This is a genomic window from Coprococcus sp. AM11-30B, from assembly GCF_027674365.1.
Classification (GTDB): domain Bacteria; phylum Bacillota; class Clostridia; order Lachnospirales; family Lachnospiraceae; genus Allocoprococcus; species Allocoprococcus comes.
Map to the genome: position 1 here is coordinate 1 of NZ_JAQDVB010000020.1, position 17,399 is coordinate 17,399.

Here is a 17,399-nt window from a genome sequence, read left to right on the forward strand (position 1 = left end):
TTAAAACAGAGGATAACGATTTTTACGAAAAACAGAAAAATCATGTTTGCGAAAGGATAATTTTCTGATGTTTTGGAGACTGATACTGGTGATCCGATGCTTTCTGTGTTATAATATATAAGTTATCAGGGAACTTGATTCTGAATCATGGAGGCACAAAGTATGGAACCCATGTATTTGTCAATCCAGCCGAAAAAGACTGGAGAACGCATAAGAAAGCTACTCTTGGAACAAGGATATACAATTCGGGAAATCCAGGGAGCTTTTGGATTTGAAAATCCGCAGGCCATTTATAAATGGCTTTCCGGCAAATCGTTACCCAGTATAGACAATTTTATTATTTTAAGTAAATTATTACATACTACGATTGAAGATATCCTCGTCATTGACGGGGATATTTCTCATTACATAGAAAATTTCATTTTCTATGTAATAAAAGCCTCCGGCAGGATGCGCACTGCGGCGTATAATGAAGATGTCGCAAGCGACCGCCACAGGCGCTAGAATGTGCTTCGCACATTCTTTGTTCTTTCTGTGGAGTTTTAAACTGTTGGTTGAATGACAAACTGCTATCATATAATTATAATTAAATCAGAAGTTGAGGAACAGATATTATTTATATGGTGTTCGAGAATTGCGGGAATTGCATAGCAATGGAGCAATCCGGTTACATCATTTATATTGTAAGCAAGAGAACAGTATGGGAGGCAAAAATCATGAAGAAAATTACATCAGCTTATGCAAACAAGATGTTGAGAAGCCTTGAGGAAGATAAAGCATTCTGGGTAAACAAGGAGGCAGCATCCAATACCTATGTGGCAGCGGTCAATGAGGAGCCGGTCATTCCGGAATATGATTATATGACCATTGCAAATACAATTGACGAGATTGACAGGAAGATTGTTACTATCAAACATACATTGAACCTGACAAATGCCACCGCAAAAGTGCAGGTCGGCAATCAGGAGATGAGCATTGACAGCATTCTGATCCGAATGGCGCAGCTTAACAAAAGAAAAGCTGTTCTTGACGATATGCGCAAGCGGCTTCCGAAAATGCGTGTGTATAGTAATTCCTTCAGTTCATCCGGATCGGTACCGGAATATAAATATATCAACTATGATCTGGAAGTAATCCGTCAGGAATACGACCGTATTTCCAATACAATTATGGAAATGCAGATTGCACTGGATCGCTACAATCAGACAGTATTGTTTGATGTGGATATCTAAGTAGGAATTTCCGTACAGGGTATATCTTCAACAAAGCTTATAGACGGTTGGTTATGGTTCAATGTCATCGTTTATTGGTTATTTGTTATCAGGTTATGTGTTCTTGTTCATAGAAACATTTTGGAAAAGTATACAATTTAAATTTTTAAATCCCCCTGTAAAAAACCTGTGTCAGTTCACAGTGTAGAGGTACGGTTTCAAGCACGCAACAGCTGTGGAAGCAATTCCGCAGCTGTTTTTATAGTAAAAAAAATTGCAACCAAGAGAGTTTTAAATCAAAATGTATCCGCAGAAAAAGAGATGTCATTCAATATTAAAAAGTTACCAAAAACAAGAAACTATTTTTGTGAATTTAGTTGCTTGTTTTTTTGTGCGCAAAGATGCTACAATCAAGGAAACTATTACAAGAGAAATAGTTTCCAAAAGGAGATGATCTTGTGCCGAATCAAAATTTAAAAGGCGATATTCTCGAAGCAACCATCAAGGCATTTCAGAAAAAAGGGTTAAAATTTACAATGGATGATCTTGCATCTCTTCTGGGAATCAGCAAAAAAACAATCTATACTGTTTTCCCTGACAAAAATTCATTGGTTCTGGAGATGGTTGATTATTGTTTTTCCTCGATCAAAGAAAGTGAACAAAAAGTTCTTCAAGATCTGAGTCTGGATACGGTTGGTAAAATCAGAGCAATTCTTGGTGTGTTACCGGAAGGGTATCGGGAGCTTGATCTCAGACAGCTTTATCAGCTAAAGGAGAGGTATCCCGAAGTTTATGAAAAAGTAAAATCCCGTCTGGAAACCGGGTGGGAGAGTACGATTTCATTACTGGAACAGGGCATCACAGAAGGAAAAATTCGAAATATCCAGATTCCAATTTTAAAAACCATGATGGAAGCCACATTAGAACAGTTTTTTCAGAGAGACGTGCTGGTCCAGAATGGAATTTCTTATCATGAGGCATTAGATGAAGTCGTATCCATTCTGATCGATGGCATTACAATCTGACAAGGGGGAATTTGTTATGGGAGAAGTACAGAAACTAAAAGGAAAAGAAAAGTTTGCCTACGGAATCGGGGCTGTAGGGAAAGATATGGTCTATATGCTGTCAGCGTCCTATGTCCTTTATTATTACCAGGACATCATGGGTGTCAGTGCTGTGGCAATGGGGGTGATCCTGTTTATCGCCCGAATTTTTGATGCATTTAATGATCCAATCATGGGAATCATCGTAGCAAAGACGAAAACCAGATGGGGCAAGTTCCGACCGTGGCTCTTTATCGGTACACTGACAAATGCCATTGTCTTGTATCTGATGTTTGCTGCACCGCCCTCTCTTTCAGGCAGAGGACTGGTTGCTTATGCGGCTGTAACCTACATACTCTGGGGCGTAACTTATACGATGATGGACATTCCATACTGGTCCATGATTCCTGCTTTTACCGAAAGTGGAAAAGAGCGCGAAAATCTTTCTGCAATGGCACGTTCCTGTGCCGGCGTTGGTTCTGCCATCGTCACGATCATTACTGTGCTTTCTGTATCCACGCTTGGCAAGCTGGCAGGCGGGGAAGGTGCATCGGAAATTGAACGGCTTGGATACCGCTATTTTGCGCTGATTATCGCAGTTTTGTTTTTCATTTTTATCACGATTACCTGCCTTTCTATTAAAGAAAAATCTTCGGTAAATATGGAAACAGCAACGGTAAAAGAAATGTTCCGGGCATTGTTTCGCAATGACCAGGCACTGACCATGGTTGTGGCAATTGTTATGATCAATACCGCACTATATATTACATCGAATCTGGTCATTTACTTTTTCAAATATGATTTCAGTCCGGAAGCATGGCAGAGCAATTATACGCTTTTTAATACCTTTGGCGGTGCATTCCAGATTCTTGCGATGATGATTTTGTTTCCGCTGTTCCGGAAATTTATGAATACGATAAATCTTTTTTATGTCAGCTTTTCTATGGCATTTGCAGGATATCTGCTCCTTCTTGTGATTGCATTCTCCGAAAGTACCAGTGTCTATCTGCTTCTGGTTCCGGCATTCCTTATTATGTCAGCGATGGGTATGCTGAATGTCATTGTGACGATTTTTCTTGCAAATACGGTAGATTACGGGGAATTGAAAAATAACCGGCGTGACGAATCGGTAATTTTTTCGATGCAGACCTTTGTGGTAAAGCTGGCATCTGGCGTGGCTGCACTTGCGGCTTCGATCGTTATTCAGATCTTCCAGATCAAGAAGGATGAAACGGCAGAAGTACTGACGGTAATCGCACCGGCTTCCAGGCTGGGACTTCGGATGTGTATGACGATCATTCCGATTCTTGTATTGCTGATCGGATTACTTGTGTTCCGAAAACATTACATATTAACAGATGAAAAGACAAAAGAAATATCCAGAACACTGGAAGAACGGAAGAGAGCATAATATTTATATCTATAATTTTATAACGAAATTTTAGTGGGACAGTTTGCGGACTGAAGATCCAAAGAAACTCTGTGCAACATGGGAATTCGTAAAATTCCTGATCTCTCCGGAATCACAGGCATACTGGAATGCACAGACAGGATATTTCCCGGTTACCACAAAAGCACACGATGAACAGTACAGAAAATGTCAGATTCGATCAACAAAGCGATCACTGACTACAATACTGTAAATAATTAAAAAGAATCGAGGTAGTAAACATTGAGCAAAACAAAAATATTTGCACACAGAGGTGCAAGCGGATATGCACCGGAAAACACGTTGGAAGCATTTGCACTGGCAATCACACAGGGTGCTGACGGAATCGAGCTTGACGTACAGCTTACAAAGGATGGAATCCCGGTTGTGATCCATGATGAAACCATCGACAGAGTTACAGAAAAAAAGGGATGGGTCAAGGATTATACCTTAAAAGAGTTAAAAAAGCTTACAGTACTGAAAAACAAATTCCCGGAGTATTCCGCAGCAAAGATCCCAACCCTGGAAGAAGTACTGGATGCGGTAAAAGCATCCGGTATCCAGGTCAATATTGAGCTGAAAACAGGAATTTACTGGTATCCGGAAATCGAGCAGAAGGTTGCGGATCTTGTAAAAAAAGCCGGAATGGAAGAGCGGGTGATTTATTCTTCCTTTAACCATTACAGCATCCAGCAGATGAAGAAAATTGTGCCGGAAGCAGAAACCGCTTATCTGTACAGTGATGTGATCCTGAATGTTGCAGAGTATGCGAAGAATACAAAAGTAGACGGACTGCATCCGGCAGTATATCATGTAAAAATGGCAGATTTCCTGAAAGAATATCTGGGCAGCAATCTGAATGTCCGTGTCTGGACAGTCAATGAAAAAGCGGATATGAAATGGTTGATCGATGCAGGAGTAACTGCGATTATCACCAATTATCCAGACATGGCAGTGCAGATCAAAAAAGAAGCAGAAGCATAAGATCATGCCGGTGTTGAGACGGGTACTTGTATTATCCGGTGAGGCAACAAAAGAAGAAGCAAAAGCATACGAACATCAACCGGATTATATAATGTCATCCGTTGATGAGTTGCATGAAGCATGGATCAAAAGTATTTCTTAAATAAAAGAAAATATGTTTACTAAGACAGGGTATATATGACAAATGAAGCTGTACATAACCTGTCTGTATATTCAGGTCAATTCTTGATTGCCTCTGTTTTAACTGTAAAAAACACTTGCATAGCCGAACGTATGTTTGTATAATAGAAATATGAATATAGAAATGACAAATGAGCATTATACAATACAGGAAAAATTACATATTCTTGCTGATGCTGCAAAGTATGATGTCGCATGTACATCAAGCGGCTCAAGCCGCCGGGGACAGAAAGGAGAACTCGGTAATGCCGTTTCATGTGGAATTTGTCACAGCTTTGCGGCAGACGGAAGATGTATTTCTTTACTTAAGATCTTAATGACCAATCATTGTGTCTACGATTGCAAATACTGCATTAACCGTGCGAGCAATGATGTAAAAAGAGCTACATTTACTCCGGAAGAGATCTGTAATCTTACAGTCGAATTTTATAAACGGAATTATATAGAAGGACTTTTCCTAAGTTCCGGTATTTTGAAAAATCCAACCTATACGATGGAAAAGATATGCGAGACATTATTACTTCTCCGCACCAAATATCATTTTAATGGATACATTCATGTGAAGACGATTCCGGGGGCTTCGGATGAATTACTTGCAGCTGCCGGTTATCTGGCAGACCGTGTCAGCGTGAATCTGGAACTGCCAACTTCTGAGGGACTTCGTAAGCTGGCACCGAACAAGACTATGCAGACAATCCTAAGTCCGATGGGAAAGGTGCAGAATACCATTGCCGCACATCGCATGGCAATCGGAAAATCATCATATATGGAAAGAAGTCGTGGAAATCAGTTCCTGCATAACGGAATTTTTTCTGATACTTCCAAACAACAGTTCCAAAGGAAACTGGATAGCAGGGCAGCGCTGCAAAAAGCAGCAGATGTATCCTCAATTACTGCACAGTCAAATCCTGCTCTATTGGATTCTTCCTTCACCTGGAATCAGGCATATCAACTTGCACCACATGATATGTACAGATTAAAACGCAGCTTTGCACCGGCAGGACAAAGCACCCAGATGATCATCGGAGCGACAGGTGAAAGCGATTATACCTTATTACAGACCACACAGCAGCTTTATCAGGGATTTGATCTGAAACGTGTCTTTTATTCGGCATATATCCCGCTGAATGAAGATCCTGTTCTGCCTGAGATTGGAACTCCACCGCCGCTTTTGCGTGAACACAGGCTTTATCAGGCAGACTGGCTGCTCCGGTTTTACGGATTTCAGGCAGATGAACTTTTAACCATAGAGAAACCGAATTTTAACGAACTTCTGGATCCGAAGTGTGATTGGGCATTACGCCATCTGGAATTATTTCCCGTTGAAGTAGAAACGGCAAGCTATGCAGAACTCCTCCGCGTACCCGGAGTCGGACCGAAATCAGCCAGCCGTATTGTAAATGCACGAAGATATGGCAGAATGGATTTCACAAGTCTGAAGAAAATGGGAGTTGTGCTGAAAAGAGCGCACTATTTCATCACCTGTGGCGGAAAACAGATGTATCACACACCACTTGAAGAGACTTATATCACAAGACAGCTGGTCAGCGTAGACCGGAAGGAATCCTGGGAAATGGCTCATGCAAATGAAGGATTTTCACAGATGACACTTGCTGATTTCGGAATTGGATAGTTACATCATTAGGGCAGAAAATACTTATAGCAATATGAGAAAGCAGGAAATTTATGAAGATATATACTTGCAAGGACCGGTTAGAAGACATCATGACATGCATCTATGATGCATGGGCAGATGCTTTGCTAATCGGTCATGATCAGATACAGTTGAAAAAAGAACCGATTTTCCAGACAACATTATTGGACGAATATATCCATGTAGATGGGGACAGCTTCAAAGCAGAAAAAGTCACCCGGTCTATCCGCAGAGATATTTCTTCCAGAGCATATCTGTATGTGTATTACGCATCCCTTTCAGCAGAAGAAGACGCACTGCAGACAATCTATAATTTTTTACGAGTTGGATTTGCCATGGGAGCGGGTGTACTCGAAAATTATACCAATCCACATGTAATGCGGATAATAGAACTGTACCGTAGTGTCGGAAATGAAAGCCATCATTTCCGTGAATTCGCCCGGTTTCAAAGTCTCGACGGGCGTGTCTATGTCAGCCATCTGGAACCCAAAAGTGATGTGATCATGCTGGTTGGAAGACATTTCGCAGACCGTATGCCATCGGAATACTGGATGATCGTTGACGATAACCGAAAGACCGTCTGTGTCCATCCAAAAGACGGAGAAAATTATCTTCGTTATCTGACGGACGGAGAGTTTGAGGCACTTCGGAAAACAGAAGAGTACGAAGATGAATACACTGGGATGTGGAAGATATTTTTCCATACGATCGGGATCAAAGAGCGGGAGAATTATGTCTGTCAGAGGAATCTTTTTCCGATCTGGAAGAGGAAGCATGCTGTGGAATTTAAAAAATAATCGCAGAAATTAAAAAGCAGCAAAAAATACCTCCGGTTAAAAATCATGAACAGGAAACTCTTTTTTTGCTTTTAGGCGTAAAAACGGTAATGTTTTTCTTGTACATAGTCGAGCATTAGAGTATAATAAACTCAGTTTTTTTCATATGTTTAAAAGCTATAATAAGAAAAACGGCAAAACAGATCAAAGTCTGCGACGCAAAGCTATAGGGCCTGTAAAATGGTAGCCAGTTGCCACGTTAAAGATGCATTGTCTGCAATGACAATGCTCTTTTTCGGTTTGGTTGTTCTGGTGAATATAGGCATTCGTGCAGGTAGCAGTCAAAGGGATTTGACAAGGTCAAGAGCCGAATTAAACACAGTAACGTATGCAGATCATATGAAGGCTGATATCGTGAGAGGAATTGATATTACAAATTTGGCAAAACCTCTGAATATTGAAAAGATGAAAAATACTATCAAAGATATTTGTCCCTAATATAGGGAGAAAGTAAATGAATAGCATAGTTATTAAAATGAATATTATTTGAGATTCGGGATAAATGGTGAAATGAAGACAAGCAAGAAAAATAAAAATATAATAGGTATTATACAGAGTTTCCTTATATTGATATTAGTGGTTCTTATTATTTTTATGATGATTCAGATTAGCAGGCTGCAGGGGACAGCACGCGTAATAAATTATGCAGGTCTGGTACGTGGAGCTACACAGCGCGAAGTAAAATTAGAAATTACAGGAAACCAAAATGATGAATTAATTAAATATTTGGATGACATTCTTCTTGGATTGAGATATCAGGATGGACATTATAATCTGGTAAAACTCAATGACGAAGAATATCAGGGGAAATTGAAAATCCAGAGTGATTACTGGGATAAATTGAAAACAGAAATTGAAGCAGTAAGAAACAAGGGATACGAAAATACAGACATTGTTAATATGAGTGAAATATATTTTACGATGGCAGATGAAACTGTCTCTGCCGCAGAAAGCTATTCAGAAAAGATCGCTATAAAGATTCGTACTATAGAGCTTTTGTCGGCACTTGATATGTTGATTCTGGTGATATTGGTTATTATGCAGACTCTAAAGGCAATGCAGATGGCAATGCAAAACAGATTGCTGGAACAGAAAGCATTCGTAGATGCCCATACTGGGCTGCCAAATAAAAATGCCTGTAATGAGCTTCTTAATAAAAAAGATATAATTACAGGTTCTACAGCATGCATAATGTTTGATTTAAATAATCTAAAAACTGTAAATGATACAATGGGACATTCCGCAGGAGATCAGTTAATATTGAATTTCTCAAAGTTTTTGCGAAGTGTTATTCCAGAAAAGGATTTTGTTGGAAGATATGGCGGAGATGAGTTTATAGCAGTCATTTATCATACAAATGAGGCGGAAATTAAGGAAATATTAAAAGGTTTGTACAGAGAAAAAGATAGATTAAATAGTTATGAAAATCAAATACCAATCGACTATGCATGCGGATGGGCATTATCCTCCGATAATATGTCGTGTACAATGCAGATGTTATTGGATGATGCAGATGCTAATATGTATAAAGATAAACAGTTATGCAAGAAATATAATTAGCATTCTTAAGGAAAGTGATTAAAAAACTATCGATAGGGAGTGCCTTTTTTAATTTATAGGATTTCTAAAGACCACAAGAATAAAGGAAATAGAAAATATGAATAAAAGACAAAAAATACTGATTGCTGATGATGCAAAGTTTAACAGGGATATATTGAAAGAATTTCTTGGAGAAACCTATGATTATCTGGAAGCTGAAAATGGAAATCAGGTAATCCAGATGATAGGAGAAAATATTGGAATTGATCTGATGCTTTTAGATATCAATATGCCACAGATGAATGGTTTTGAAGTCTTGGAAATAATGAAAAGAAGCCAGTGTATTGATGAAACTCCAGTTATTATGATCTCTGCTGAAGAATCTGTTGATGTTATGCGTAAAGCATATGAAATGGGAATTACAGATTATATTACACGACCTTTTGATTCTGTTATTGTAAAGAAAAGAGTCCAGAATACCCTAGAACTTTATGCGAACCAAAAGCGTCTGATCAATGTGGTTGTTGATCAGGTTTATGAAAAAGAAGAAAACAATGATATTATGCTCAGGATTCTGAGCAATGTATTAGGGTCACGCAACAGTGAGAGCAGTGAACATATTTTACATATCCGTACTGCGACGAAAATGATGCTGAGACAACTGTTAAAAACAACGGATGCTTATCATCTGACGGAGACCGATATTGCTATAATCACAACCGCTTCTTCGCTTCATGATATTGGTAAAATACGCATTCCGGAAGAAATACTGAATAAACCCGGAAGACTAACCGATGAAGAATTTAAAATTATGAAAACTCATAGTGAGATTGGAGCATCCATGATCTGGGATATGCATTTTTTACAAGATCATCCACTGGTACATACCGCATGGGAAATCTGCAGATGGCATCATGAAAGATGGGATGGAAAGGGTTACCCGGATGGTCTGAAAGGTGAAGAAATACCAATTTCTGCACAGGTGGTGTCTATTGTGGATGTTTATGATGCTCTTACCAGTGAACGATGTTATAAGAAAGCATTTGAGCATGATACCGCAATCAAGATGATTCTGGACGGGCAATGCGGGCAGTTCAATCCGGTTCTTCTTAAGTGCCTGAAAGAACTAAGCCTTCAGTTTTCCAAGATGTATACGAATGAAACGAATGATAATAAACAGTATTATGAAGCACAGAGGCTCTCTGACGAAATACTAAAGGAAAAGTCTTTACCCCGTAAAAATTATTCGCAGCATGTCATTAAGCTCATGCAGGAAAAGATAGAGTTTTTTAAAATGGACAGTGGCAAAATTTCCATTGAGTATAATGCAATTTCAGGTCGGCTGATTATAATTAACGGAAACCGGCAGATACTGTGTCAGAGAGATGATCCGAAGTTTGATATATTCAAACTGTTCGAAGTAAGCAGTGAAGATATTCAACATATCAGAGCGTTACTGGACCAAACATCAATACAGAATACAGAAATCTCATTGCAGTTAATGGCAAAGGTGGAAAATAAAAGGCAGATGTATGATCTGAAACTGCATACCTTATGGTCTTCTTTAAAGAAAGATGGATATATAGGAATTGTCGGATATCTCTCTTGATTGGTGATATTATTTTTGGATATATCGAAATAAGTAAAAGGATAATGTAATTACTCTGTTAGTAAATTGACACAAGTTGGCTGTAGAGTATAATTATAGTAAAAGTACAGAAGAGGCTATCGCAAAGATATTTATAAAAATGTTGTGGGGGTATTGAACATTAATGAATGTAAAATTAAAATCTGGAAGCAAGCAAGCGACTGTAGCCTGGAGGGTGGGAGAAAGATGAAGAAGTGCAAATTAGTACAGAATATAATGAATTTCAAATTTTGTTACATTATATTTTGCACAATTATATGTTTTATTGTTTTATCCGTTCCTATATTTGCCAAAGAAAACTCTGACAATGTTATCCGGGTAGGATCTTTTGAGGAAACTTATAATGTAGTCAATGAAAAGGGAGAAAGAAGCGGATATGGTTATGAGTATCTTCAAGATATTGCAGGTTATGCAGGTTGGACATATAAATACATAACAAGTGATTGGAAAAACTGCTTTACACAGTTGGAAAATGGAGAGATTGACATTCTTGGTGGTATTTCCTATACAGACGAACGTGCTGAAAAAATGCTTTTTTCCGATATGCCTATGGGGGAAGAGAAATATTACATCTATACGGATGCATCCAATATGGATCTTACAGCAGGAAATTTGGATTCTTTTGAGGGAAAAAATATTGGTGTGTTTAAAGATAATATAACGGAGGATGTGCTTAACGAATGGGAGTTAAAGTATGGTCTGCATACGCAGCATGTCAATGTTTCTAATACCGCAGAAGTTATGGACAAACTGTCGAAACATGAAATTGACTGCTTCGTTTCGGTAGAAGAATCCCGTTGGGAAGAATCGGATATTTCACCGCTTACAAGTATTGGAGAGACAGAAATCTATTTCGCTATAAATCCAGAACGTCCGGATATCAAAGAAGCACTGGATAGTGCTATGCGCAGAATCAAGGATGACAACCCATTTTACACAGATGATCTCTACAGGCGTTATCTTTCTGCACAGAGCAGCTCGTTTCTTTCAAAAGAAGAAAGTGAGTGGATCGGGCAGCATGGTGCAATCCGGATAGGGTATCTGAATCAGGATGGAGGTATCAGCAGTGTAGATCCATCAACAGGTAAACTGACAGGTATTATTACAGATTATGTGGATCTTGCAGAAAATTGTCTGCAAGGTCAGACTCTGGAATTTGAATTAAATGGATATGAGACAAGAAGTGAACTGTTTCAGGCATTGCAGGATGGAAAAATAGACCTGATTTTTCATGCAAACCAGAATCCATACTTTGCAGAAACAAATGGATTTGCTTTGTCGGATACGCTGTTGACTCTCAATATGGCAGCAATTACGGCAAAGGATTCTTTTGATGAAAATAAAGAGAATACAGTTGCCGTTGAAAAAGATGATTTTGCATTGAAAGCATATCTTTCATACAATTATCCGCAATGGAAGGTTGTGGAATATGAAACATCAGATGCAGCAGTAAAAGCAATGCAGAAAGGGGAGACGGATTGTATTGTAAGCAATTCAGGTACTGTTTCAGACTATTTGAAAAATAATAAGCTTCATAGTGTTTTCCTGACAAAAGAAGCTGATGTTCCATTTGCTATTCAGCAGGGAGAACCGGTTCTTTTGTCCATTCTGAATAAAACACTGACATCTATGCCTACAACTCAATTTTCAGGTGCAGTAGTTTCGTATAATGCTTCTTCACGAAAAGTTACAGCGAAGGATTTTATTCAGGACAATTTACTGGCTGTCTCACTCATAGTTGGAATCTCTATTTTTGTTGTTCTGTGTATAATTCTTGATTCTTTGAAAAAATCAAAACGTGCGGAAGAAAAATCCAAGAAGTCTGCTGAGCAGGCATTGAAGCTGAATCAGGAGCTTGAAGAAAAACGGCAGGAATTACAAAATGCACTTGTAGAAGCACAGAGTGCCAATAAGGCTAAGACTTCCTTTTTAAATAACATGTCTCATGACATCAGGACACCGATCAATGGCATTATGGGCATGCTTACAATTCTTGAAAAAAGCGGAAATGATGGTGAGCGGGCAAAAGATTGCCTGAATAAAATAAATGAGTCTTCGAAACTGCTATTATCATTGGTAAATGATGTTTTGGATATGGCAAAGTTAGAATCGGATACCGTGGTTTTTAGTGATGAATCCATCAATCTGGATCAGGTATGTCAGGAAATCACGGAGTCACTATCTTTTCAGGCAGAAGAAAAAGGACTTCATGTTATGGGAGAACATGATGATTACAGTGGTATATATGTTTGGAGCAATGCAGTTCATCTGAAAAAAGTATTGATGAATCTGTTTACAAACAGTATGAAGTACAATAAGGTGAATGGTTCTATTTACATGAGTATGAGAACGATTGAAAGATCAGAAGATCACATGACATGTGAATTTAAAATAAAAGATAATGGAATTGGAATGTCAGAAGAATTTATAAAAAATGAATTGTTTACTCCATTTGTACAGGCAGATAATTCCCCACGTTCTGATTATAATGGGACAGGTCTGGGAATGCCTATTGTGAAACAACTTGTAGAAAAGATGGGCGGAACCATAACAGTTGAAAGTAAGCTGGGTGAAGGGAGCTGTTTTAGTGTAATACTTCCATTTGAAATTGATACGAATGCACGACCGGAAGAAAAAGAAGATTTCAATGCAGATCTATCAGGTGTCCGGATATTATTGGCTGAAGATAATGAGCTGAATGCGGAAATAGCAGAATTTATGCTGATGGAAAATGGAGCTGAAGTAGAAACAGTGAAAAATGGGTTAGAAGCTGTTCAGCACTTTGAAGCCTGCGAATCAGGAACATACGATGTTATTTTAATGGATGTCATGATGCCGGTGATGGATGGGCTTACTGCCACAAAAACAATAAGATCCCTGGAACGGCAGGATGCAAAAACAATCCCTATCATTGCTATGACTGCAAATGCGTTTAGGGAAGATGCAGAAAAGTGTATGGAAGCAGGAATGAATGCACATTTGTCAAAGCCGATTGTGATTGAGGAAGTTATAAAAACGATTTTAAGGTATGTTCATAATGATTAGCAGGGTTCATGAATTAGTGGAATACAATTGACAGGAGGGCTAAAAGATGACAATGCAGGCTGGCATACGCAAAATACACAGATTTTCTATCCAACATTATTGACGTGTAAAAATTTTTATGGTATTTTTATTTCTAAAAAAAGAGATTATTTTAAAGGCAAACCTGTTGAAAGGCAGGAGCGCAAAGCCAGAAGGGACTAAAGTCAGAAAGCTTGACCATGTCAGCCGGTTGCCACTGTTTCCATATCATCATAATATATGGAAAAGATGTTTGAACAGAAGAGATTCCGATACCTTTTATACTATATAGATGTGTCATTTTAGAGAAATATAGTAGGGACACTGGCAGATTTTGGCAAGTGTCCTTTTTGCATGCAAAAATGGGTAACAAAACTGGCAGGGACAGGTTTTCTGTATACAGATAAAAGCAAGATGAAGAAGGCATAAGACGGAGAAAGGATTTTTATAAAATGAAAAATTATGAAGACAAAATATATTCCTTAGGTGAGACTGTAACGGGGCAGACACAGGTCATGTCACAGGTCGTACAGAAAACACTGGAAAATAATGGCGGGGTAGGTATAATGACAGGATCTTATGACCAAAACCTGTCTATTTTGTCTGTGAATAATCTGCTGTTGCATAGTACGGGATATACATTCGATACTTTCATGGAACAGACAAAAGGCTCATTGAGAAATTTCTTTTATGACGAGGAAGATAGACTGGAGCGAGACCGTTTTTTGCAGCTTCACGGAACAGGAGAAGCACAGATCCTTGCAGCAGACGGTACAGTGAAAAATGTACGGCTTTGTAAAGAGGATGCGACAGATGAGGCGGGCAGACAGATCTGGGTTATGTCCGTACAGGTCAACTGGGATCATGTAAATTTGACACTGCTCAATGAGGCTATCTGTTCCGGCTTCTGGTATTTTGACTGTGACGAAAACAGTGAGATTGTGAATGTAAACTGGAGTCATGAATTCCGAAAAATGCTTGGCTATCATGACACTCTGGACTTTCCGAATAAACTGGAATCCTGGTCAGATCTTCTGCATCCACAGGATAAAGAAAGAGTAATGGTGCAGCTTCAGGCGGCAATTAAGGATAAGACGAACCAGATAAAATACCAGGTAGAGTATCGTATGAGAATGAAGGATAATCAATACCAGTGGTTTCGGGCATCGGCAGAAGTATACGCCGTCTGGATGGTTCTGCCAGCAGGATTGCCGGGATTTTTATTAACATTGATGGGGAGAAAAAAGAAATCATGCAGGCACAAAAATCTGCTGCTTTCCACCGGGCTTTTACGAAAGCAGATTTGTGCGAGTATTATGTGAATCTGGAAACGAATACTTTTGATACCTTTAAAGTTGAACCGTCCCTGATGACCGTCTTTGAACAGAGTCATACGTGGGATGAATTGATCCGGCATTTTGTGGATTCCTATGTTGTGGAGACAGATAAGAAGGCGGTATCCTCTTTTTACGACCGTGGTTATATTGCAGAAAGGCTGAAGGGTCTGGAAACCGAATTGGCTTTAGAGTGCCGTATCACTCTGAATGGAAAAGAACGATGGGTCCGCAATGTGGTCATACGTGGCGAGATCGAGGATTCAGAATATGCCATGATCTTTCTGCGTGATATCACAGAGGCAAAGGTAGAGAGCGCACGGCATCTGCAGATGGCAGCGGATAATGCTTCCATGGAGCAGCTGATTCAGAGTATTGTGCGTCTGGTTGACCGCTTTGTTGTCTGTGATCTGGAAAATGACAGATATGAATTCTACAATCTGAATGGACAGATGATATATAAACCTCTGGGATTTTATCATGATTTTCAGATGCAGGTTCTTGAAAAATATAAGACACTGGAACCATTGGAAGCTATAGATATCCTGATAACCCCGGATAATATTCGGAAAAAACTGAAAAGTGAAAATGATATTTATAAGTTTGAGTATTGCAGCCTGGATGAAAAGACTTATAAAATCGCTTCTTATATTCCCTTGGAATGGAAGAATGGAAAGCTGGAAAAGGTATTGCTGGCATCCATGGATGTGACACAGGAAAAGAAAGCAGAGATTGAATCCCGTCAGGCACTGAAAGAAGCTTACCGGTCCGCAGAAAATGCAAATCGTGCGAAAACGGAATTCCTTTCCAATATGTCCCATGATATCCGGACACCAATGAATGCGATTGTAGGTCTGACGGCAATCGCAGGAGCAAATATTGAGAGCCAGGACAGAGTCATTGAATGCCTCAGCAAGATCACAGAATCAAGCCGCCATCTGCTGGGGCTGATCAATGAAGTATTGGATATGGCACGTATTGAAAGTGGAAAAATGACACTGGCACAGGAAGATTTCAATCTGTCAGAGCTGGTAGATAATCTTATTACACTTACGAAACCGGTGCTTGATGAACATAAACATAATTTTGATATACACATCAATCATATTGAACATGAGGCTGTCTGTGGTGACAGCTTGAGGATTCAGCAGGTATTTGTGAATCTGATGAGTAATGCGATCAAGTATACACCGGATGGTGGAAATATTACTTTTTCGATAGAGGAAAAACCCAATGGATTTTCAGAACTTGGATGCTATGAATTTACGATTGAGGATAATGGAATCGGTATGTCACCGGAATTCCAGAAAATCATGTTTGATCCTTTCAGCCGTGCAGATGACCAACGGACAACCAGAGTTCAGGGAACCGGTCTTGGAATGGCAATCAGCAGAAATATTGTGAACCTGATGAATGGCACTATTAAAGTGGACAGTACCTTACATAAGGGAACTAAAATCACAGTAACAATTTATCTGGAGCTTCAGGAACAAGAAAAAGAACAGGACAAAAATCTGATGAATCTGCCGGTTCTGGTAGTGGATGATGATAAGACATGCTGTGAAAGTACAGTTGCCACACTGAAGGAAATCGGTATTATGGGTGAATGGGTTCTCTCTGGCAGGGAAGCGGTTGAGCGCTGTTATGCACGACATGAGTTGAAAGATGATTACTTTGCTGTTATTTTAGACTGGAAGATGCCGGAGATGGATGGTATAGAAACTGCCAGACAGATCCGGAAGCGGATAGGTAAAGAAATCACCATCATTGTACTGACATCTTATGAATTCAGCGAGATTGAAGAAGAAGCAAAGGCGGCGGGCATAGATGCTTTTATTGCAAAACCGCTGTTCCGTTCCCGGCTGACGGCTACACTGCGGCAGTTTACTTCAGGCAGAAAAGAAAATACAGCGAGAAATTATCTGGAGAAACTGTCAGAAGCAGATTATACAGGAAAAAGGATTCTGCTGGTTGAGGATAATGAGTTGAACAGAGAAATTGCTGGTGAAATTCTGCAGATGACAGGTGCAAAAGTGGAAACGGCAGAAAATGGAAAAATCGCAGTTGAGAAAGTGGAAGCTTCTCCGAAAGGCTTGTATGATCTTGTTTTTATGGATATCCAAATGCCTGTCATGAATGGTTATGAGGCAACTGCAGCAATCAGGAGCCTTCCGGGTGAAAAGGGAAAACTGCCTATTGTTGCCATGACTGCCAATGCTTTTGCAGAAGATGTACAGCTGGCCAAAAATACAGGCATGAATGGACATATCGCGAAACCGCTGGATATGAATAAGCTGAATGATGTTCTGGAAAACTGGCTGTAATTGACTTCCTGGATACATGGGAAAAGCAGCTAGGAAACATAGAGAGGGTTTTGTGATACAATGTTGCATCTGAATACCGCTCGCTGATCCGTCCATTTCTGGATGTCTCTAGACTTTCAGCAAGATAGAAGGCGGAAGAATGCATTTCCACAGA

At 39.4% G+C, this 17,399-nt stretch carries 12 protein-coding genes, 2 pseudogenes and 2 riboswitches; all 14 genes and pseudogenes read left to right on the forward strand.

All coding sequences use genetic code 11. The features are described from left to right. The first annotated feature begins 162 nt into the window (after positions 1–162). The 14 genes and pseudogenes from PGU50_RS13170 to PGU50_RS13235 all read left to right on the forward strand — a co-directional run bounded on the left by PGU50_RS13170 (position 163) and on the right by PGU50_RS13235 (position 17,245). Entirely contained in the window at positions 163–504 is a 342-nt protein-coding gene (locus PGU50_RS13170) for a helix-turn-helix domain-containing protein (RefSeq protein ID WP_270247152.1), read from the forward strand. 212 nt (positions 505–716) lie between these two features. Next, a complete protein-coding gene (locus PGU50_RS13175; protein WP_195502597.1) occupies positions 717–1,232 on the forward strand; it encodes a hypothetical protein in 516 nt (171 codons plus the stop codon). Between the two features lie 437 nt (positions 1,233–1,669). Then, positions 1,670–2,236, forward strand: a complete 567-nt coding sequence (locus tag PGU50_RS13180; protein ID WP_270247153.1) for a TetR/AcrR family transcriptional regulator — start codon at positions 1,670–1,672, stop codon at positions 2,234–2,236. A gap of 16 nt (positions 2,237–2,252) precedes the next feature. Next, positions 2,253–3,665, forward strand: coding sequence for a glycoside-pentoside-hexuronide (GPH):cation symporter (locus PGU50_RS13185; protein ID WP_270247154.1), 1,413 nt, complete (start codon positions 2,253–2,255; stop codon positions 3,663–3,665). Positions 3,666–3,705: 40 nt separating this feature from the next. Further along, positions 3,706–3,840, forward strand: a pseudogene (locus tag PGU50_RS18185) (extracellular solute-binding protein); the annotation flags it as partial. Between the two features lie 86 nt (positions 3,841–3,926). Then, positions 3,927–4,667 carry a glycerophosphodiester phosphodiesterase gene (locus tag PGU50_RS13195; RefSeq protein ID WP_270247155.1) on the forward strand — a complete coding sequence of 247 codons (741 nt, stop codon included), beginning with the start codon at positions 3,927–3,929 and terminating at the stop codon, positions 4,665–4,667. A 4-nt stretch (positions 4,668–4,671) separates the two neighbouring features. After that, positions 4,672–4,809: an HAD hydrolase-like protein gene (locus PGU50_RS13200; protein WP_270247156.1), complete on the forward strand. Its 138-nt coding sequence runs from the start codon at positions 4,672–4,674 to the stop codon at positions 4,807–4,809. A gap of 150 nt (positions 4,810–4,959) precedes the next feature. Beyond that, positions 4,960–6,480: a putative DNA modification/repair radical SAM protein gene (locus PGU50_RS13205; RefSeq protein WP_270247187.1), complete on the forward strand. Its 1,521-nt coding sequence runs from the start codon at positions 4,960–4,962 to the stop codon at positions 6,478–6,480. 53 nt (positions 6,481–6,533) lie between these two features. Next, complete coding sequence (locus PGU50_RS13210) at positions 6,534–7,298, forward strand: TIGR03915 family putative DNA repair protein (RefSeq protein WP_270247157.1); 765 nt, start codon at positions 6,534–6,536, stop codon at positions 7,296–7,298. Positions 7,299–7,460: 162 nt separating this feature from the next. After that, a riboswitch (cyclic di-GMP riboswitch) is annotated at positions 7,461–7,536 on the forward strand. Then, the gene (locus tag PGU50_RS13215; protein WP_270247158.1) at positions 7,518–7,775 is read left to right on the forward strand and encodes a hypothetical protein; all 258 of its coding nucleotides are present in this window, start codon (positions 7,518–7,520) and stop codon (positions 7,773–7,775) included. Its footprint overlaps the riboswitch before it by 19 nt. 72 nt (positions 7,776–7,847) lie before the next feature. Then, the gene (locus tag PGU50_RS13220; RefSeq protein WP_270247159.1) at positions 7,848–8,897 is read left to right on the forward strand and encodes a GGDEF domain-containing protein; all 1,050 of its coding nucleotides are present in this window, start codon (positions 7,848–7,850) and stop codon (positions 8,895–8,897) included. A 97-nt stretch (positions 8,898–8,994) separates the two neighbouring features. After that, on the forward strand, positions 8,995–10,485 hold the full coding sequence (locus tag PGU50_RS13225) for an HD-GYP domain-containing protein (RefSeq protein WP_118217832.1): 1,491 nt from the start codon (positions 8,995–8,997) through the stop codon (positions 10,483–10,485). A gap of 225 nt (positions 10,486–10,710) precedes the next feature. Further along, entirely contained in the window at positions 10,711–13,569 is a 2,859-nt protein-coding gene (locus PGU50_RS13230) for a response regulator (RefSeq protein ID WP_270247160.1), read from the forward strand. A gap of 146 nt (positions 13,570–13,715) precedes the next feature. Then, a riboswitch (cyclic di-GMP riboswitch) is annotated at positions 13,716–13,806 on the forward strand. A gap of 233 nt (positions 13,807–14,039) precedes the next feature. Then, positions 14,040–17,245: pseudogene (locus PGU50_RS13235) on the forward strand (response regulator). Positions 17,246–17,399: the final 154 nt, after the last annotated feature.